The sequence below is a fragment of the Psychrobacter proteolyticus genome (genome assembly GCF_003350005.1).
Taxonomy (GTDB): Bacteria; Pseudomonadota; Gammaproteobacteria; order Pseudomonadales; family Moraxellaceae; genus Psychrobacter; species Psychrobacter proteolyticus.
On the sequence record NZ_QLKS01000001.1, the window covers coordinates 1,072,130 to 1,091,829 of the forward strand.

Sequence of the window (19,700 nt, forward strand, 5' to 3'; positions counted from 1 at the left end):
CTTAAGTTAGATTGCCTCAGGCGCTTTATCTGAGATATCGTCTGATGTCACTGATTTACCAAGCATCACGACATCAGCGATGAACCCTTCCATATCGCAAACTTCGGGCATATAACCCCATTGTTCAAAGCCAAGCTTACGAAATAATCCTAAGCTTGGATGGTTATGAGCAAAGACAAGGGCGATGATATTTCGAATACCTAGGCTTGGTGCTTGCGTCAACATCCAACGGGTCAGCAAACTGCCTAATCCTTTGCCTTGATAATCTTGATTTAGATAAATGCTAATCTCGGTACTGATATGATAGGCCGTACGTGCGTACAAATCACTAAAGCTGCCCCATGCGACTATTGGCGCCTTTGTCTGAGCTCCATCATCTGATGGTAGTACTTTGACCACATATATCGGTCTGGTTGTGCTATCCAAATGTTTATTAAACCAAGCAGCACGCTCCTCTAGCGTAACCAATGCAAGATTGGCTGTTGCTTGTTTGCCCGGTATGCTTTGATTATAAATGGCTAAAACTTCTGCTAAATCTTCTTTATTTGCACGCTGCACAACGAACTGATCGGTAAGCTGATATGTCGATAGGTCGGTTGGTATAGTATTTAAAGCAGCAGCAGACATAAGATCTCCATCGTTGTCGGGATTGTTGTTAGGATTACTATTATCATCATTCGCAATAAAGAATAGCTACCCTACGTGCCATACTTGCATTACACGTAGACTATAGGATGTTAGTGTGGCTATTTTACTTTATAATGGCTGGTTTTAGACACATCAATTTTAAGCATAGATGTGTTTTTTCGTTTTTTATTTGGTCTCATCATAGCTGAAAACTTATGAAAACCTATTTTCTTGAGCAACTGATTTCGTCGCCACACACTTCATCTCCGGACACTGTCCCAGTAGAGTTGGCATCTTGCGTGCTCACTATCGGCAATTTCGACGGTGTGCACCTTGGTCATCAAGCCATGCTAGCCCAAGTTCGTGAAATTGCGCATACCCAAAATTTGGGTGCGGCGGTCATGATATTTGAGCCGCAGCCACGCGAGTTTTTTGCACCTGCCAAAGCGCCTGCGCGTCTGACAAATCTGGCAGAGAAGCAAGCACTGCTAGCAGAATATGGTGTTGAAACATTGATCGTAGCAGGTTTTGATACAGAATTTCGATCGCTATCAGCACAAGCATTTGCTGATATATTAGCCAAGCGTTTGAACGTCAAAGCATTGGTGCTGGGCGATGACTTCCGCTTCGGCCATGATCGTACTGGCGACAGTCAGTTTTTGCGTGATTATGGCTTGGATGTGACCAACCTGCATACGGTCACTGATAATAGTACTGATAGCGGCAGTGTTGATACGACCGATAACGACGCTGCCCGTATCAGCTCTACTCGTGTGCGTGATTTACTATTGGCAGGTGATCTTCAAGCAGCCAACAGATTACTGGGTCGTGACTATGCAATCACAGGAGTGGTTGTGCGCGGCGACCAGATAGGTCGTACGATAGACTTCCCTACCGCAAATATCGATTTGCAACGAATAAAACCTGCCCTACATGGTATTTTTGCAGTCGATGCGGTGAGCTTAGATGACAATGGTGATGTGATCGCTGATGGTTTGACTGCGCTTGCCACCGATGGTCATACAGGTGTTGCTGGCTTACGTCCGCATAGTTTGTTTGGCACGGCTAATATTGGCAAAAGACCTTCTGTTGATAAAGGTGATGACTGGCGACTAGAAGTCCATTTTCCGCAGTTGCAAGCCGATTTATACGGATTGAACTTACACGTAAGTTTCCTACACTTCTTGCATGGTGAACGTCGCTATGATGGACTAGAAGCATTAAAAGCGGGTATTCATCAAGACGTTGCTGACTTACTCGAATGGCGCGAAAAGCAAGTTTAAAATTTAGTGTTACTTCAGATATAAAAAAACCCGCGATATTGATACTATCGCGGGGTTTTTAAATATGTCTATAAATATTTATGCATCAGGATGCAAACGGACATTTAACTCATCGATGGTTTCTACCCATGCTGCATCTTTTTGCCATTCTTCTTGTAAGAACATGCGCTGATTATCCGTCCAAATACTAGCCTCTATCAGTTTTTCTTCGCTAGCTAGTTGGTTTGCTGCAATAAAATTATCAATTGCTTCATCAGAGCTGTCTAGACCTAACTGAGCAAATAACTCATTCATACTGTATTCTGGTTCACCCAACATAACTTTCTCCTTAAATGATACGAATATAGTCGTACTTATTGTTTAATGTGCTTATTATTCAAATTGACACATTCATTGTAGCAAGCTTTATTTTAATAGCTGTTAATCAACGTTTATCTAACGTTATCAATTGTATTAACGGTAAATTGCTTTTATTCATTTAAGACAGTAAGCTAAATTGCTTTCATTTGCCTATTTCTCATAGCCATAAAAAAGCCCTCACATTTAAGAGGGCTTTTTTATACTACTTATCTTTACTACTTAAATCATACCTTACTGGATAGCAGCTTAGATTTACGGTAGTAAATGTGCTACTGCATCACGCTCTTCACTAAGCTCTTGCTCAGTGGCAGCCATTTTCTCTTTAGAGAAATCTGATGATACGTCAACGCCGTCTACGATAGACCAGTCGCCGTTAGTGCATGTGCATGGGAATGAGTAGATCAAACCTTCAGCAATACCGTATTCGCCGTTTGAGTAAACGCCCATAGATACCCAATCGTTCTCATCAGTACCTAGTGCCCACGTACGCATATGTGCGATAGCAGCGTTGGCAGCAGAAGCCGCAGATGATGCACCGCGAGCTTTAATGATTGCAGCACCGCGCTGTTGTACTTCTGGGATATAAGTTGCTTCGTACCATTCGCGATCAACTAAATCTAGAGCAGGCTTGCCGTTTACCGTACAAGCAGTTAAATCTGGATACTGAGTTGACGAATGGTTGCCCCAGATGATCATTTTTTTCACGTCATTTACAGTGCTGTCAGTCTTACCAGCCAACTGCGCCATAGCACGGTTATGGTCTAGACGAGTCATTGCAGTGAAGTTGCGTGGATCAAGATCTGGTGCATTGCGCTGAGCGATAAGTGCATTGGTGTTGGCAGGGTTACCGACTACCAATACTTTTACATCGCGGCTAGCGACTTCGTTCAATGCTTTACCTTGTGCTGAGAAAATCGCAGCGTTGGCTTCTAGCAAATCTTTACGCTCCATACCTGGGCCACGAGGACGTGCACCAACCAGTAAAGCATAGTCGATATCTTTGAATGCGACATTAGCATCATCAGTTTGGACGATACCAGCCAACAATGGGAATGCACAGTCTTCTAGTTCCATGACCACACCCTTTAGGGCGTCAAGAGCTGGCGTAATTTCAAGTAATTGCAAAATAACTGGCTGATCTTTACCTAGCATCTCGCCAGATGCAATACGAAATAGCATCGCGTAGCTGATATTACCAGCGGCACCAGTGACGGCAACACGTAAAGGCTGTTTCATTGACATTGAATACTCCCTAATTAATTATTAGATAATTCTAATGAACGATTATCATTTTAGATATCGACTTGTTTGCCGCATAGCAGCATGTATAAACCGAGAGCTAGTGTAGCACTTCATCGCAGTGACCGTCTAGATACAGTCATAGACCCGTCAGGGATTATATTGTTACATTTTATACGAGAGGGGCTCTATAGAGGCTAAGCGCTGATGAATAAAGCGTTAGAGGATTTTATAACGTGATAACTAAAGCACTTTATCACTGTGTTATACGTAGATATAATGGGCAAAATAGGCAATTTGCACTATTAGATTGGACTAAATAATGCTGGAAATGACGCTAAAAAAATTCTGATAAGGTGATCAAATAAAGGTTATTGTCCACCTGAAATAATAAATTTACTACCACAGCTGTCTACAATGTCATGACAATTGCCAAAATCGTTACCTTCATAACATATATGTATATCAGTTAATATTGATTGGCGACGACTGCCTTTTTGACAGATAAGATCCACACTATTAGAAGACATGCCACTATTAAGGCGTGTCATCTGACTGATGAAGCGGGATTTAGAAACCGTATAGCTATTGCCAGTATTCAGCTCGTTCGGTAATTTTAATCCACCTGCATAGTTGGTAATTTGGCGAAAATAACTGCTGGCACTGAGCGGGCTACAGACACCGTAGCGTTGCCATGTTTGGCTACGTACCGTTGTGTCAGGCATGATGCGGTTGACGACTTTTAACTGTAGCGGTGTAAGGCGTGGCTCACTGCCACGACCGCAGCGTTCACTATACCCCATATCTAGACCAGATACGGTCAATGAATAACCTTCTAAACACTGACGCATACGTGCCCGCGTTGGCTGCATATTACATAATGCTGGTGTCATCTCAATCATCAATACCCGCTGACCAGTCTTAACTGTACTAGCCGCCTGTGCTGGCAGCAGCACAACGCCTTGCAACAGCAGTAAAGCGCCGAAACTCATCGTTGCTTTGATACTACCTACGCTATGTTTGCTAGCCAAACCTGAACGCAATTGCATCATAGAGTTAGCGACCTTATTGCTCAGGTTTGTCGCTATCTTTGTATTTACCTTCGATAAAGAGCATATCCGATTAGATAACGAATATTTGGTTTTTGGTGACGTAGACAAACTAAAATATTTTTTGATCATAGGACTGAAGGCAGTTAGTTAGCAATGATAAGACATAGGCTATAACTTAAATCATTAGACGCGATACATGAAACACGTATTGACCTAAGAGCAAGACTGAAAAAAAGTGTTCTACATTAAGGCAATGGTAACAAAACATTTTTTTTAATCTATAGCAAAAACGTAAACGTTGACGATATCGTCAGGAAGATCGATAAATGTCGATAAAATATCGAAAATAATGGCTTCAAAACCTACCTTAGCCAGATGAGTTCTGCTTTGGCAAATCAGATTTGATCAATTGACAATTAGCTAAACAAACCAGCAGATAAAAATAAACCACTAACAATAAATCATTAGTGGTTTATCAAATACAAGTTCAGTGATTAAAAACCAGCTGGCACTGTACCCATACGCTGAGTAATCGGCTGACCACGACCCAACAGACTGCTATAAATAGTGGCGTTTTCCATTACGTGTTTGACATAGTTACGTGTCTCAGGAAATGCAATCGACTCTACATACTGATCTGCAGCAAGTGAGCCATAAACTGGCTGCCAGCGTTTGGCGTTATTAGGACCAGCGTTATAGCCTGCGGTTGCCAATACTGGCTGATAATTGAGTTTGCCCAAAATATCACCCATATACCACGTACCATAGCGAATATTGGTATCACCACTATTAGCACGGCTCGCACTATAAGTCTCGCCTAGGTTACGAGCGATATATTTTGCGGTATCAGGCATGACTTGCATCAGTCCACTTGCGCCCACGTTTGAGCGCGCAGAGGATACAAAACGGCTTTCTTGACGCATAATACCGTACGCCCATGCTGGATCAATACCTGCTGACTCACTATAACGCACAACTGCGCTTTGATGCGGCATTGGATGCGAAAGTGCTAAGCTATCCACTCTATCAGTATTATCAACCGCATAAATCGCTCGATCGAGCCAGCCCATATCATAGGCTTGACGAGCAGCGGCAATAATCAAATTGTCATCACGATTATCACGAGCTTGCTTAACTGCCCAGTTCCACTCGCGGTTGGCATAAGCACGACTAGCCTCAGAGTTATATAACGCAAACGCACGAGCAAAATTGGCGTCTTGCATGACGCGCGCGCGATCAGCGGTACTAACATTAGGCAAATTACTGCCGCCTAAACGGCTAGCATCAAAACGCTGCCCTATTTTATCTTTTGCCATCAGGCCATAGTAGTCATTACTTTTTGCTAAGTTCTGATACATTTTTTTAGACGTATTGCGCTTGCTACTATCGCTTGACTGCTCATACGCACGAGCTAGCCAATACTGCCACTGGGCTTCTTTTTGGGTTTCACCATCCATTTTTGAGATAGCTTCTACCACATCATCCCAACGACCGAAACGAATCGCTGCCATAGCGTAGTCTTCAGCTTCTTCAAAATTAAAGTCATTGTCCAAACTATTGCGGAACCAATCGACTGCTTCAGCGTTAAAGCCATCGTCAGTGTTGTGATTCATACGCTGTACGCCAAGCGTACGATAAGCATAGCGCCGGGTTTCGTCATTCAACAATTTGACCGCGCGCTGATTATCTTGTTTGATATCAAAATCTAACTGTAACGCCGCCTCACGATAAGACTTGTCAGCCATACGGCCGATTGCGTACATATATAGGTATTGATTGGTTTGGCTAGCAGGCTCACGACCAAAACGGCTAAAGAAAGAAGATGGGTTTAGCTGAATTTCACTGAGCGCCGAATAAGCAATTGGCGTACCAAGGCGTGATGACAATGCCATAATATCACCGGTCTTGCCTTTACGTAGCATACGCTTGAGACGAGCCGCACGATCTTGGTTACTAATCAGTGCATTGTTGTTCATTTCCATCGCTAGCTGATCGCATAATGCTGGTTGCTTTTTAGTGGTTAGCCAAACATCAGATTTGGCTGCAATGGCACGCATAGTATCACCGCCATTATTAAACCCAAGCGCAACGGCACAGCGCTCACTGGCATCCGCATTGGTAATTAAATTCGCGACTTGACGTACTGATGCATAATCATTTGACCCCGCTTTGGTCTCCGCAAAATCCGCAACCAATTTCTCAGCCATAACCGTATCTGGATACTGACGCACAAACTGCGAGACCGCCGCTGAACTCTGTGAATTAAGATCTAGACTCATACGCCAATAAGTCGGATACATCGCAAACAAGCCGCCACTCATGACTTGCTCATAGTTATAAAGTGCGCTCACATCACCGCGATCTGCGGCGATAGCGGCTGCCATAAATGAGTCAATACTACTGTCTTGCTGATAATCTTGTTGATAGTTATTTTCTTGTTGGTAGCTTTCCTCATCGCCCCACGTCAACTCGGCACAAGCGACCTGTGACACACCAAGTGCACTTACCGCTGTTGCCACGCTCAACGCGCTCAACCGTAGCGTACCTACTGTGATTCGCTTTGACGCGTGTTTTTGACTGATAGACTCTTCATCCTTGATGCTATGCGCAACACGCAACTTTGTCATACTGACTCTCTTTATGATATCTCTACAAATATGTGAATAACGGTTCGCTAAGTACCGCCAAGGGTATAGCAATCATCATACTATACTCATTGTGCTTTCAACTATCTCCTTTACCTTTTGTTAATAAATAGGACAGCACGGTGTAACATAGAAGTGATAATGAGCCGCAGTTTCTATGAATAGTAATATGAACGACAGTAAATAATTGATACTGCTATGAATTATTTATCATATTGAGGACCTATCGCTCGTGCTAATTTTTCACATTGGCACAGGGTTGTGATAAAATACGCCACCTGTTAATCGGCTACTCCGCTATATTTTTGGTCAATCATGGACTTATCCTTATGAGTGTTACTGTATTCAATCCCCGCATCGATGACGATGCTGTTGCTGAGACGACTGTCACCGCACGTGCTGTCACTGCACTCAAAGAAGCAAGTTCAGCCCAAGCGCCTGTCGAAAAAGCAGCGACAAAAAAGGTTTTTGTCACCACCCAAGGCTGTCAGATGAATGTCTATGACTCTGGCAAAATGCTAGACGTGCTAGGCGACTCACATGGTATGGAAGTGACTCATGATATCGATGAGGCCGATGTACTACTGATGAACACCTGCTCTATCCGCGAAAAAGCGCAAGAGAAAGTCTTTTCAGAATTGGGTCGCTGGCGCAAGCTAAAAGAAAAACGCCCTGACCTCGTCATTGGTGTTGGTGGCTGTGTGGCTTCACAAGAAGGCGATAATATTCAAAAACGTGCGCCTTATGTCGACATGGTATTTGGCCCGCAAACTTTGCATCGCCTGCCAGAGCTGTACGATCAATCAAACGAACAGCGTGAAATCGCGCCTAAAAACCGTATCGGTACGATTGATGTGTCATTCCCTAGCATCGAGAAGTTTGACTTTTTGCCAGAGCCAAGAGTAGAAGGCTACAAAGCATTTGTCTCTATTATGGAAGGCTGTTCAAAGTATTGCTCATTCTGCGTCGTTCCTTATACGCGCGGTGAAGAATTATCGCGTCCACTTGATGACGTATTGGCTGAGATTGACAGCCTTGCCGCTCAAGGTATCCGTGAAATCAACCTATTAGGTCAAAACGTCAACGGTTATCGCGGTGAAAAAGACGATGGCAGCATTTGCCGTTTCTCTGAGCTATTGCACTATGTATCACATGTCGACGGTGTTGAGCGTATTCGCTATACGACTAGCCATCCGCTAGAGTTCACTGATGACATCATTGATGCGTATGCACAATTGCCAGAGCTGGTTTCACACTTACATTTACCTGTTCAGAGTGGCTCAAACGCTATCTTGGCAGCGATGAAGCGCAACCATACGATTGATGTGTATATCAATCAGATCAATAAGCTTAAAGCCATTCGTCCTGATATTCACTTATCGAGCGACTTTATTATTGGCTTCCCAGGTGAGACCGAACAAGACTTCCAAGATACCTTGAACTTGGCAAAAGAATTGAATTTCGATCACTCTTACAGCTTTATCTACTCGAAGCGTCCAGGTACGCCAGCCGCTGAGTTGCCAGATGATGTAAGCTTCACGACCAAAAAAGCCCGCTTGGCTGAATTTCAGAAAGTCATCATTGACTCAACACTTGCTAAAACGCATGAAATGGTCGGTACGACGACACGCGTCTTGGTTGAACAAGTTGCCAACCGTCATCCTGATTGCTTAATCGGTACGGCAGATAACACTCGTACCGTTATGTTCCCTCATGATGTCGAGAAAATGGATGAGCTATTAGGTAAACTTGTGAGCGTACGTATTACTGATTTTGTCAGCCCGCACATGGTGAAAGGTGAGCTAATCGAAGTATTAGCATAGTGGTTAAGGTAACAGTAGTTAAGTTATAATTTTGAGTAAGAATAAAAAAGCCGTTCACTAGTATAGCGAACGGCTTTTTTGTGCGTGAATATTAACTATCACTATTCTGATAACCAATCTGTCCGTCGCAATTTTTGCTTGGTCTCGCGACGATGTTTTTTTCGGACAATATCGATATCTTTTTTTTCGTGAATACCACCTTTTATACCATAAAACTATTTATCACTTCAGCCAATAAAGCGGCAGCAATAATTATAAATATCACCCCGCAACCACGATTGAGCCACGCTAAGCGATTACCAACATCAAGCCAACTTGCTAGCTTTTTGCCACCTAGTGTATATACGATTTGCCAAATGGTTTCACTCAAAAACAAGCCGATGGTCAATAGGACATATTGTGGCCATAGTGGCGCGCTAAAATTGATAAATTTAGGAAAAAAGGCCGCAAAGAACAAAATGGCTTTCGGATTAGATAGTGACACCCAAACGCCAGTACGAAACAAGGTAGTATTGCTCGGCGCTATTTTAGTAGCAGCACTAGAGAGCGAACGCGGCTGCGATGTAGGCGCTCCATCAGTAGCAGCATAGTCTGCTGCTACCTCGGCACTTAACTCTTTGGCATCACTCATCAAGCTACCGTCGTCAGCATCGCGCCATGAGCTGATACCTAGATAGATTAAATATGCCGCACCCACGGCTTTGATAATGGTCAGTAGCCAAGGTGACTGGCGACTAATTACGTCCAAACCAAGCAGTGTCGATAGCAGTAATACAAACAAACCAAGGCTCAGACCTGCTAGCGTCCATAAGGTTCGTTTGACACCATAGTTCATGCCGTACTGAAATGCCAGCAGCATATTAGGACCAGGGGTCGCCGAGATAAAAAACGTACTTGCGAAAAACACTGCAAACAGATGCCAAGACATCAACCCACCCCTACTTTGTCATGTGTAAATGGTTCTAATACGAAAGGCTATACGACTTAAATATGCGACTAAAAAATAAACACCGCCATTGAGACGGTGTTATTTATACCTATATATCAAAAAGTCTCGCAAAAGTTGTTAAAGGAACGACACGCATTCTTCTGAATAATTATGACTGCATGGACGGCTGAGTCGTACAGCTATCTAACAACTTCTTTAAGAACGCATCGCAGCGTTCAATTTCGCTAAGCTCCACATACTCATCCGCTTTGTGTGCCTGTTCAATACTACCAGGGCCACAGATAATCGTTGGGATACCTGCATTGGTAAACTGACCGCCTTCAGTCGCGTAAGCGACTTTATGACGCTCGTCGTCACCAGTCAGCGCCGCTATTAATGACTGTAGCTCAGCGCTGTCATTATCCATCATGGCAGGAACGCTCTCTTCTTGCATCAGCTCGATGCCCGTTTCAGGTGCACGTGCTTGCATTTGCGCATTTAGCTCAGCAACTTTTGCCTGAATGGGCGCTAGTATATCGTCTTGCGTCATGTGCGGCAGGTTACGATAGTCGAAAGTAAACTCGCATAAGTTGGGCACGATATTGGTCGCTGTGCCACCATGTATGGTACCTACTGACAATGTCGAATATGGCACCGTAAATAAGGCATCGTTATCATCACGAGCGCTCAGCTCTTCAGCAAGCGTATCTACGTAGCCGACCAATCTGCTAGCATAGCTAATAGCATTGACACCTTGTGCAATTAATGAAGAATGCGCCGACTTGCCATGTACACGGCAACGATAAACTGCGATGCCTTTGTGTGCAACTACCATAGCCATATTGGTCGGCTCACCAACGATACAATAATCAGGCGTGATACCACGTGCTTTTAGGTCAGCCAAAATCAATGGCGCACCCAAACAGCCAACCTCTTCATCGAACGACAATGCTAAATGTAATGGACGACGTAGCTGACCGCTGTTCGATAACTGCACGGCTTGTGGCAATACTGTTAGCGCACAAGCGATAAAGCCCTTCATATCACACGCACCGCGACCATATAGCTTATCACCACGTATCGTCGCGGTAAATGGCTCTGAAGACCACGCTTGTCCATCAACTGGCACAACGTCAGTATGACCTGATAAGACCAGACCGTTATTGATAGTATCAGCATTCTCACCAGCTGGTACGGTCACAAACAAATTGGCTTTGGTTTTAGCCTCATTAAAGGTCAAATCTACCGTCAAACCTAACTGCTCACAGTACGACTTTACATCATTAATCAAAGCCAAATTAGAGTGACGACTGACCGTATCAAAGGCGATGAGACGTGTTAGCCAATCAAGGCTTTGAGTAGGATGTTCGACACTTTTCAGCTGGACATCGCTGCTACTATTCACATTATCGCTATTACTACTGTTAATTTGGATCATAAAATATCCTTACTACAATTTTCAGAACTATGCTGTGACAGAGCTGCCTTACGATGGATTGTTATGATTCATCACATCAACCACTGGCGGCATTGGTTTTGGTAGCTTACCTTCTGCTTGTAGCTCTTTGGTTGTTTTGGCATCGATAGATAAACCCGCGATGAGCGCGATATCTTTGACAGCCTTACGTTTACGCGTGGCAAAGCTTACTGGTACCATACGAGCAAATTCATAGATATAAAGATAAGACTCTTCACCACCTTCAAAATCCTCATCATCTTCGAGACGAATTGCGCCAATCTTAGCCAAATCAGATAGCATCTCGTTTTCTTCGCTGGTCAAACCACAATCAGTAATACCAAAACCGGTCATAAAACCGTTTGCCCACTGTTTCAACGCCATCACGCGCTCGTATAAATCATGTTCATCATCGGGGATGAGCGGCATATACGCGTAGGCATCATCTTTGTCTTTTAGCTGAAACACGATGTCTTCCGCTTCTTCTGTCAGCAAGGTCAATGCAGGCTCTGGTAGCGGGGCAAAGCTGAGCTCTTCAAACACCTTAGCCCAAGTTGCTTCGTCGGGTGCATTACAAGCCGTCATAAGCCCTGTCATCATGCCATGCACTTCGCTGATAGACACGTCAGTCCAATCATCAAACGCAGTCAGCCAAGTATTCCAGCCAGAGATATTATCATTCATAATAGATGTCCTAGTAATTGATTACTGCTCATAAAATAAAAATAGTCGCGATAAAATGTCATGGACAAATCATCGATAAATAAAAGTGAAAAGACAAAGCCTGATGCTTGTAATTACTTTGTTGATATAGATATTATGCGGTCACCTATGGCATTATTAAATGCAGCGAACAAAATTCATTCACGCTTACTTGTTAAGGATAAAAACTGACTATGTATGATCAACTTAGAATATTAGAAAAAATGGTACTCGACATCAAAAAACAGTATCAGCTTGTCAGTGCTGAACTTAGCAGCTTAAAACAACACCCTGTTACTGATTCCAAAGAATTTGCCGCCCTAAAAACCAAATTAGATAACAGTCATAACGAACGTGACGGTGCCAAAAAACAACTGAACGATCTCGACAAGCGCTATCAAAGTCTTGCAGAAGCGCACCATATGATCGGTGAAGAACAAGACAAACTGCAAAAACAGATCAGTCAATTACAACAACAAAACAGCGAGCTGCAACAACACAATAATGAGCTAAAACAGCAGTATAGCGATATCAAACAACAAAACAGTGAACTACAAAAGAAGAACCAATTGGCAGCCGAGCGTACGCAAGTCGTATTACAGCGCCTAACCCGTATCGATCAAGCAGAAGTCTAACGTTTTCTTGTAGCAGATAGCAAAGACGTACTGCTTATTAAACTGCCAAATGCTATTTGTAAAATCTGATATCACTCATTTCACTGACCAAACATTGTAGGATTTATCATGACCGATGACCAAAGCAAATCGATAGAAAAACAACCAAAAAATACTCAAGCGCCAAGTGCACCAGTAACAAGTGCGCCAGTACCAGCGCAAAAAACGACACCAGCAGCATCAGATATATCAAGCGCCATGGCACAATCTAATACCAAAACACCTAAAGCGCCAGAACCACAAATCAAAAAAGTAGATATTGCGATTGCTGGGGTTACTTATCCGATATTTTGTCCTGTACATGAGCAAGAAGAGCTACTGTCAGCGGTTTCGTATATCAACAACTATGCGCTCGATCTAAAAAGAGATGCGCCAAGCCTCAGTCAAGAAAGCATACTGGTACTGTGCTGCTTAAACTTGTATGAAAAAATCCATGCCAATCAAAGAAGTGATGAAGATCGCTTGCAGAAAGACAAACAGTCCGAGGCATTGCTCAATAAAATTATGAAAGATGCTCATTCTATTCTATAGATGCATCGTACTGTATTAAACACATAAGCGCCTAGCTAATAAAGTTAGGCGCTTTTTTTGGTCAATTATTTATCTATTTATGCATAAGGCGTGTAGGTCTTGCCTGCGTGAAAGTCTGCCTGATGCTCATAATTGCAAAAGAATAACTCTTGGTTCGCTTCAACGCTGCCATCGGTAGCTGTACTTGGTTTGGTTTCAAGTACGCCGCGATATTCAGCCAAGCTGTTGCCACAGAAATTGCACTGACGCGGAGTGGTCACATCCCCTTCTTTTGGCATCATACTCTTAGGCGCACGCGGGTACATAAACTTATAAAAAGCCCACATTGAAGCCCAAATAATAAGGATGACAATAATAACAGCAAACACGGCAGTGCTCCTTCGATTACGGGTAAACGTGAGAAATAACGAAATCTACTAAATAAGATTATTTAATACGTTTTGATAGCATAAATTTTACCGTCAATAATAGTAACAATACAATGCCTTTGCCGTTTAATTGCTAATTGCGCTAACGGACGAGTTATACCTACTGGATAACTGTACTAGCAAACCAGTCAACTGTATAACAAAAAACCTGGCCTCGATAAGCCAGGTTTTTTATTAAAAGTAACCGTCAAGTTAAAGCACTAATCAGGTTAAAGTAACGATCAGGCTTTAACAGGATTACAGCTGTAGCTCACTGATATCGGCTACCGTCAAGAACAAGGCGCGAACCTGCTTTAGCAATGCCAAACGATTGTTTTTAAGTGCAGCATCTTCGCTGTTGACCATTACTTGATCAAAGAACTGTGTCAACGGCTCATCTAAGCTAGCAAGCGTTTGCAATACTTGCGTATAGTCCGCTTGCTCAAGCAATGGTTGTACCACTGTCTGTGCTTGCTGCACATTTGCATATAAGTTTTGCTCAGCAGATTCAGACAGTAGCGCTTCATCGACTGTATCAGCCACGCTCACTTCTGACTTGGCCAATATATTAGAAACGCGCTTGTTTGAGTCAGCCAACATCGACGCTTGTGATAGCTCGCTAAATGCTTGCACTGCACGGATACGCTGATCAAAATCAAGCGGCATATGCGGGTTAATCGCTTGCACTGCCTGAATCGTATCGACGTTAACGCCCTGCTCTGTATACATCGCACGGTAGCGCGAGTTTAGGAATGCCATGACTTGGGTAAAGGTATCACCCATTTTGGCAATCTTGCTACCTTCAGCATCACTATAGCCTTTAATCGCTTGCTCAACAAGCGCAACCAAATTAATCGGCAACTGCTTTTCAATCAAAATACGCAAGATACCAATAGCAGAACGACGTAAGCTAAACGGATCCTTTGAACCCGTTGGCGCTTGGTCAATCGCAAAAATCCCAACCAATGTATCTAAACGATCAGCTAACGCTAAGCAAATACCAATCGGCGTTTGTGGTAGCAAATCGCCACTGAACTTAGGCAGATATTGCTCCTCCAAACTGGCGGCGACCGCTGCTGGCTCATCATTTAGGCGTGCATAATAAGTGCCTGCGATACCTTGCAGTTCAGGATATTCACCAACGAGTGAGCTGGCCAAATCTGCTTTAGACAAAATGCCTGCACGTACGGTTTCATCAACATTTATATCGTGGCCTTGCTGCTGCATCAACGTGGCGATGAATGCTGCCAGCTTGGCAATACGCTCAGACTTCTCCCAAATCGTCCCCAATTTGTCTTGGAATACGCGATTTTTTAGGCTCTCTGTGAGTGCAAACAATGGCTGCTTTTGATCTTGCAAGAAGAAAAACTCTGCATCAGCCAAACGTGGACGTACAACTTTTTCATTACCTTCGATAATCTGATTAGGGTCTTTTGATTCAATATTGGTAATAAAAATGAAATACGGCTGCAGCTTGCCATTCTTATCCGTCAAGCAAAAATACTTTTGATCCGCTTGCATGGTCGAGATAAGCGCTTCTTGCGGTACTTGTAAAAAGCGCGCTTCAAAGCTTGCTCGTAGCGCAATTGGGAAATCAACCAATGCGGTGACTTCGTCTAATAAATCTTGCGGTACGATGGCATCAGAATTAACTTCATCTGCCAATGCTTTTACTTGGTTTTTGATCAGCATTTGACGCTTATCAAAATCTGCCACTACTTTTAAACCACTTAGTAATTCTTCATAGTCATTGGCATGAGCAATGTTATGGTAGTCAGGGCTGTGGAAGCGATGACCACGCGTTTGCGTACCAGTCTGATGACCTTGGATAGTGGCATCGATGACAGTATCATCCTGCATCAATACTGCCCACTGTACTGGACGTACAAACTCGTTGCGGCTAGCGCCTGAGCGCATACGCTTAGCAATTGGCAAATTATCTAGCGCGGTCTGAAAAATAGCAGGCAGTAACTCAGTGGTCGCTTGACCACGGATAGTCTGCTCAAAACCGACATAGTCACCTTTGTCGGTATTAATCGTCGTAAGCTCGCTAGCTTCAATACCTAAGCCTTTGGCAAAACCCATGGCCGCACGTGTTGGATTGCCCTCTGCATCAAACGCCGCTTTGATCGCAGGGCCACGTTTTTGTTCTGTACGATCAGGCTGCTTATCGCTAATACCTTGAATCTGAATTGCCAAACGTCGCGGAGCAGCAAAGGCTTTGATACTATCAAAGGTTATATCTGCTGTAGTTAATTGCTCAGTAACACTGGCTTGTAGCGCATCACGTAGTGGTTTTAGGCTTTTTGGAGGTAGCTCTTCACACCCCAGTTCAAATAGAATAATACTCATGGGATGCTCCTATTTATAGTTAGTAGATTGGTTAGTGTCAGTAGTTTCTTTTGCTATGCCGTCTGCTGCTAAGCTGTCTGCTGCCACGTCTTCTTTTGGTAAATACTTATCGAGCGCGGCTTGGCGATGCTCTTCATCAGCCAACGGAAAGCCCAATTTGGCACGAGCTTCGACATAACCAAAAGCAACCTTACGAGCAAGCGTACGCACACGCAGGATAAAACGCTGACGTTCAGTCACTGAAATAGCGCCACGTGCATCAAGCAAGTTAAACGCATGAGATGCTTTTAATACCATCTCATAAGCTGGTAACGGCAATCCTGCATCGACCAATTTGTCTGCTTGTTGCTCATAAAAATCAAACATCTCGCCCATCATTGGCACATCAGCGTGCTCAAAGTTGTAGGTAGACTGCTCGACTTCGTTTTGATGAAAGACATCGCCATAGGTGACACGGCCAAACTCACCATCTGCCCAGACCAAATCATAAACGCTATCGACGCCCTGTACATACATGGCCAAACGCTCAAGTCCGTAAGTGATTTCGCCAGTGACTGGGAAGCACTCGATACCACCGACTTGCTGGAAGTACGTGAACTGCGTGACTTCCATACCGTTTAGCCAAATCTCCCAACCAAGTCCCCACGCACCAAGCGTTGGCGATTCCCAGTTGTCTTCTACAAAGCGCACATCATGCACTAACGGATCAATACCAATGGCTCGTAGTGAGTCCAAATACAGCTCTTGGATGTTCGGTGGATTTGGCTTTAGCACGACTTGGAACTGATAATAATGCTGCAGGCGGTTAGGGTTATCACCATAGCGCCCGTCAGTGGGACGACGTGATGGCTGAACATAGGCCGCATTCCAGCGCTCAGGACCTAGTGAGCGCAAAAAAGTCGCGGTATGAAAAGTACCTGCACCGACCTCCATGTCGTAGGGCTGCAATACAACGCAGCCTTTATCGGCCCAATAATTTTGCAAAGTTAAGATTAAATCTTGAAAAGTCATCGGTTGAGAGTCTTTATCTTGTGTCATCGGGGTTATCGCTTGGGATGTCATAGTTTCGGTTTTCATAGTAAAGCCACTGTGAAATGAGTATTATTAAATAAATCTCTGATAGCGCACGCGCGACCTATTCGGCAACGACTCTATCTGCCTGCTCACCTTACTAAAAATTGACTATTTTATCCATATTTACATCAACTAAATTTGCATAGTGGGCACAAAACCTCGGTTGTATAGCGTATTTGCAGGCAAATCATCATAGAATTCGCACTAATATAATGAATAAAAAAATACCCAAATGCGCTAGCATTCGGGCAGGAGGAAAATTGTATCTTGGGCATCCTGATTGATCAGGCTTTTTATTTTTTGGAGGTCTACTGTTTTTAGCAGCTACGTCTAACTTAAACTTGACTCTTTAACTGGTTCAAAAAACCTAATTTTAAAAAATCTGATTTTAGAAATAACTATCAGGCTCCCATTATTGATAAGACTGACTATTGGCTTTTGGCATAATTATCCATAAGATGATATAAATCAAAATACCTGGTACTGCTGCGCTTAACGATGAGATGATTACGAATAATACTCTCACCCATGTTGGCGACCAACCAGCATATTCTGCAATGCCACCCATCACACCTGCTATCATGCGATTGTTTGGTGAGCGATGTAATTTTGCTAACTTAGCCAAATCAAATACCTCTCTATTTTCTATTCTTGTTTATTTTTTATTCTATATTTCTAGTTATCTTAAGTATTCAGCTAAAACATTATCTTGCTTTGCTAACTTACGAATCAGTATATCAATAATTCAGGATTTATCTGTTGAAGGTATAGCAGTACTTTGTGAGTTTATGCTACTCAAGCTTACCCTAACCTGTCAAAACACCACGCAAACCCCTGATTTTAAATAGTTATTTCAAAATGTTTCAAAACCATCTTTGTTGCTACAACCTTGCAATCTAGCCTCACATATCTTGTTATTTTTAATTTAATCAAAGAGATAAGCTTGCTTTACAACGCTAAAATCGAGTCAAAATTTTGATAGTCTGAATAACCTTTTAGCTAACCAACTTTGCTCAGTTAAAAAATCCTCAATTAAAAAACCTGCGATTCCGTGTACGTGCGATATACCGTATTTTTACAATAACCCACCTGCAAATCATCTAAAACCTTTATACCATGCTGATAAACAACTTAGGTTTTCAGACGTTCTATAATAAAAACTAGGACGCCGCTCAACTATTAGATAAAAATACCTTTACGAAGAATAGTAGAAGTAAAGAACGTGGTTGGTATTACTGTTCTTAATAGATTGCTGATTTGGATCTTGATAGATGTCTAGTTTGGATCATTCAACTTAGACAGCATCGACCGTATTTTTTGGAATAGACATGGAACACTGAGATTAGAATAAAAAAATAATAAGGATAACTATGTACGACACTGGATTGATGATTGGACATTTCGAGCCCCTACATTTAGGGCAGATGCGCAGCATATTGGATGCAGCAGGACAAGCCAAAACCTTACATATCGTTATTATGGCGCATCCAGCGCCGCATCCAGATTTTACCATTACCTTACAAGACAAAGCGCGTTGGCTACAGATGGCCTGTGCCGATTTACCCTTTATTCATATTCACACCACTCATGAGATCGAGCTGCCGCTGCACGAACACCTCTACAATGCTAATGAGGATGTCAGTATTGATGTCGCTGCTAGTAATGCCAAATTGCAACGTTTAATAGACGCATTATCACTGTCAGCAGAGACTGTATTGTTTATGGCGGACAACCATCCGCTCACTCACAATGACATACAAGAGCAGTTGCTTTTGCCAGTCGTTACTACGCCGCTACAGTCTGAGTTTGACTCTTATGCGATTGCGCGTGATCCAGTTGCCCACTGGTCAGCACTTCATCCGCAAGCGCGCGTCGACTATACCAAGACTGTCGCTATCGTCGGCGGTGAAAGCTCAGGCAAGACGACGCTAGTCCATAAGCTTGCCAATTATTACGGTGCCAGCTTTGCCCTAGAAATGGGTCGTCTGTATGTCGGTACGGATTTGGGCGGTAGCGAGGTTGGATTACAGTACAGTGATTATGGCCCTATATGTCTTGATCATGCTGAGGCAATCCGAGAAGCTAAAGCCAATGCAACGGCCCCTATTACTATCGTTGATACTGACTTTGTCACTACGCAAGCATTTTGTGAAGAATACGAGGGTCGCACGCACCCTTTTGTGGCTGCTTGTATTGATGAGTTTCGTTTAGACCACACCATCATACTAGACAACAATACGCCATGGATTGATGATGGTATGCGATCTTTGGGCACGCCTGAAGCTCGTGGACGCTTTGAGCAGCGTTTGATAGATATTTTTGCGCGTCACGATATTACGCCGTATATGATCGATCAGCCCGACTATGATGCTCGCTATCAGCAAGCATTACTATTGATTGATCAATATGTCTATGGCAAAAAATCATAAACTGTACTAAGCATATTTATAATAATTTATTCACTAGCATATGTTATTCAACTAGCACATGTTATTCAACTAGCGCATGACAGTTAGCACTATATTGACATCAGTATTTACTTTAGAG

Annotated in this window: 17 protein-coding genes; 5 read left to right on the forward strand and 12 right to left on the reverse strand. The window is 43.2% G+C overall.

The features are described 5' to 3' along the window. Positions 1 to 6: 6 nt before the first annotated feature. Positions 7 to 627, reverse strand: coding sequence for a GNAT family N-acetyltransferase (locus DXK30_RS04430; RefSeq protein ID WP_114700615.1), 621 nt, complete (start codon positions 625 to 627; stop codon positions 7 to 9). A gap of 215 nt (positions 628 to 842) precedes the next feature. Here DXK30_RS04430 and ribF point away from each other — a divergent pair, with 215 nt between their 5' ends. Next, positions 843 to 1,910 (forward strand): riboflavin biosynthesis protein RibF, encoded by a 1,068-nt coding sequence (gene ribF, locus DXK30_RS04435; RefSeq protein ID WP_114700616.1) that lies wholly within the window; start codon positions 843 to 845, stop codon positions 1,908 to 1,910. Positions 1,911 to 1,988: 78 nt separating this feature from the next. Here ribF and DXK30_RS04440 read toward each other — a convergent pair whose 3' ends face one another. From DXK30_RS04440 to DXK30_RS04455, 4 genes are all read right to left on the reverse strand, one after another. Beyond that, positions 1,989 to 2,228 (reverse strand): DUF2789 domain-containing protein, encoded by a 240-nt coding sequence (locus DXK30_RS04440; RefSeq protein ID WP_114700617.1) that lies wholly within the window; start codon positions 2,226 to 2,228, stop codon positions 1,989 to 1,991. A 294-nt stretch (positions 2,229 to 2,522) separates the two neighbouring features. After that, positions 2,523 to 3,512, reverse strand: a complete 990-nt coding sequence (locus DXK30_RS04445) for a malate dehydrogenase (RefSeq protein ID WP_179797575.1) — start codon at positions 3,510 to 3,512, stop codon at positions 2,523 to 2,525. A 368-nt stretch (positions 3,513 to 3,880) separates the two neighbouring features. Further along, positions 3,881 to 4,561 (reverse strand): T2 family ribonuclease, encoded by a 681-nt coding sequence (locus tag DXK30_RS04450; protein ID WP_227670818.1) that lies wholly within the window; start codon positions 4,559 to 4,561, stop codon positions 3,881 to 3,883. A gap of 494 nt (positions 4,562 to 5,055) precedes the next feature. Further along, on the reverse strand, positions 5,056 to 7,188 hold the full coding sequence (locus tag DXK30_RS04455) for a lytic transglycosylase domain-containing protein (RefSeq protein ID WP_114700618.1): 2,133 nt from the start codon (positions 7,186 to 7,188) through the stop codon (positions 5,056 to 5,058). A 347-nt stretch (positions 7,189 to 7,535) separates the two neighbouring features. Here DXK30_RS04455 and miaB point away from each other — a divergent pair, with 347 nt between their 5' ends. After that, entirely contained in the window at positions 7,536 to 9,029 is a 1,494-nt protein-coding gene (gene miaB / locus DXK30_RS04460) for a tRNA (N6-isopentenyl adenosine(37)-C2)-methylthiotransferase MiaB (RefSeq protein ID WP_114700619.1), read from the forward strand. Positions 9,030 to 9,231: 202 nt separating this feature from the next. On the opposite strand, the gene DXK30_RS04465 is transcribed toward miaB, so the two are convergent. The 3 genes from DXK30_RS04465 to DXK30_RS04475 form a co-directional block, all read right to left on the reverse strand. Beyond that, positions 9,232 to 9,957: a LysE family translocator gene (locus tag DXK30_RS04465; protein ID WP_114700620.1), complete on the reverse strand. Its 726-nt coding sequence runs from the start codon at positions 9,955 to 9,957 to the stop codon at positions 9,232 to 9,234. A 169-nt stretch (positions 9,958 to 10,126) separates the two neighbouring features. Continuing rightward, positions 10,127 to 11,395, reverse strand: coding sequence for an acetylornithine deacetylase (gene argE, locus DXK30_RS04470; protein ID WP_227670817.1), 1,269 nt, complete (start codon positions 11,393 to 11,395; stop codon positions 10,127 to 10,129). 48 nt (positions 11,396 to 11,443) lie between these two features. Next, positions 11,444 to 12,097 (reverse strand): UPF0149 family protein, encoded by a 654-nt coding sequence (locus DXK30_RS04475; RefSeq protein ID WP_057761477.1) that lies wholly within the window; start codon positions 12,095 to 12,097, stop codon positions 11,444 to 11,446. Positions 12,098 to 12,309: 212 nt separating this feature from the next. Between DXK30_RS04475 and DXK30_RS04480 the strand changes: the two genes are divergently transcribed. Further along, complete coding sequence (locus tag DXK30_RS04480; protein WP_114700621.1) at positions 12,310 to 12,750, forward strand: hypothetical protein; 441 nt, start codon at positions 12,310 to 12,312, stop codon at positions 12,748 to 12,750. A 108-nt stretch (positions 12,751 to 12,858) separates the two neighbouring features. Further along, on the forward strand, positions 12,859 to 13,320 hold the full coding sequence (locus tag DXK30_RS04485) for a cell division protein ZapA (protein ID WP_114700622.1): 462 nt from the start codon (positions 12,859 to 12,861) through the stop codon (positions 13,318 to 13,320). Positions 13,321 to 13,397: 77 nt separating this feature from the next. Here the strand turns inward: DXK30_RS04485 and DXK30_RS04490 are convergent, their stop codons facing one another. From DXK30_RS04490 to DXK30_RS04505, 4 genes are all read right to left on the reverse strand, one after another. Continuing rightward, positions 13,398 to 13,688 carry a hypothetical protein gene (locus tag DXK30_RS04490; RefSeq protein WP_227670816.1) on the reverse strand — a complete coding sequence of 97 codons (291 nt, stop codon included), beginning with the start codon at positions 13,686 to 13,688 and terminating at the stop codon, positions 13,398 to 13,400. A gap of 297 nt (positions 13,689 to 13,985) precedes the next feature. Continuing rightward, positions 13,986 to 16,079 carry a glycine--tRNA ligase subunit beta gene (gene glyS / locus DXK30_RS04495; protein ID WP_114700623.1) on the reverse strand — a complete coding sequence of 698 codons (2,094 nt, stop codon included), beginning with the start codon at positions 16,077 to 16,079 and terminating at the stop codon, positions 13,986 to 13,988. A 9-nt stretch (positions 16,080 to 16,088) separates the two neighbouring features. Continuing rightward, positions 16,089 to 17,090, reverse strand: coding sequence for a glycine--tRNA ligase subunit alpha (glyQ, locus tag DXK30_RS04500; RefSeq protein ID WP_114700702.1), 1,002 nt, complete (start codon positions 17,088 to 17,090; stop codon positions 16,089 to 16,091). Positions 17,091 to 17,565: 475 nt separating this feature from the next. Beyond that, positions 17,566 to 17,778 (reverse strand): PspC domain-containing protein, encoded by a 213-nt coding sequence (locus tag DXK30_RS04505; protein ID WP_057761485.1) that lies wholly within the window; start codon positions 17,776 to 17,778, stop codon positions 17,566 to 17,568. 745 nt (positions 17,779 to 18,523) lie between these two features. On the opposite strand from DXK30_RS04505, the gene nadR reads away from it, so the two are divergent. Then, positions 18,524 to 19,582, forward strand: a complete 1,059-nt coding sequence (gene nadR, locus DXK30_RS04510; protein WP_114700624.1) for a multifunctional transcriptional regulator/nicotinamide-nucleotide adenylyltransferase/ribosylnicotinamide kinase NadR — start codon at positions 18,524 to 18,526, stop codon at positions 19,580 to 19,582. The last annotated feature ends 118 nt before the right edge of the window (positions 19,583 to 19,700 follow it).

Coding starts and splice junctions, on each gene's coding strand:
- DXK30_RS04430 (WP_114700615.1), bottom strand. CDS start 627: ATGTCTGCTGCTGCTTTAAATACTATACCAACCGACCTATCGACATAT.
- DXK30_RS04475 (WP_057761477.1), bottom strand. CDS start 12,097: ATGAATGATAATATCTCTGGCTGGAATACTTGGCTGACTGCGTTTGAT.
- ribF (WP_114700616.1), top strand. CDS start 843: ATGAAAACCTATTTTCTTGAGCAACTGATTTCGTCGCCACACACTTCA.
- DXK30_RS04455 (WP_114700618.1), bottom strand. CDS start 7,188: ATGACAAAGTTGCGTGTTGCGCATAGCATCAAGGATGAAGAGTCTATC.
- argE (WP_227670817.1), bottom strand. CDS start 11,395: ATGATCCAAATTAACAGTAGTAATAGCGATAATGTGAATAGTAGCAGC.
- DXK30_RS04485 (WP_114700622.1), top strand. CDS start 12,859: ATGACCGATGACCAAAGCAAATCGATAGAAAAACAACCAAAAAATACT.
- DXK30_RS04480 (WP_114700621.1), top strand. CDS start 12,310: ATGTATGATCAACTTAGAATATTAGAAAAAATGGTACTCGACATCAAA.
- DXK30_RS04465 (WP_114700620.1), bottom strand. CDS start 9,957: ATGTCTTGGCATCTGTTTGCAGTGTTTTTCGCAAGTACGTTTTTTATC.
- DXK30_RS04450 (WP_227670818.1), bottom strand. CDS start 4,561: ATGATGCAATTGCGTTCAGGTTTGGCTAGCAAACATAGCGTAGGTAGT.
- glyQ (WP_114700702.1), bottom strand. CDS start 17,090: ATGACTTTTCAAGATTTAATCTTAACTTTGCAAAATTATTGGGCCGAT.
- DXK30_RS04440 (WP_114700617.1), bottom strand. CDS start 2,228: ATGTTGGGTGAACCAGAATACAGTATGAATGAGTTATTTGCTCAGTTA.
- DXK30_RS04445 (WP_179797575.1), bottom strand. CDS start 3,512: ATGTCAATGAAACAGCCTTTACGTGTTGCCGTCACTGGTGCCGCTGGT.
- miaB (WP_114700619.1), top strand. CDS start 7,536: ATGAGTGTTACTGTATTCAATCCCCGCATCGATGACGATGCTGTTGCT.
- glyS (WP_114700623.1), bottom strand. CDS start 16,079: ATGAGTATTATTCTATTTGAACTGGGGTGTGAAGAGCTACCTCCAAAA.
- nadR (WP_114700624.1), top strand. CDS start 18,524: ATGTACGACACTGGATTGATGATTGGACATTTCGAGCCCCTACATTTA.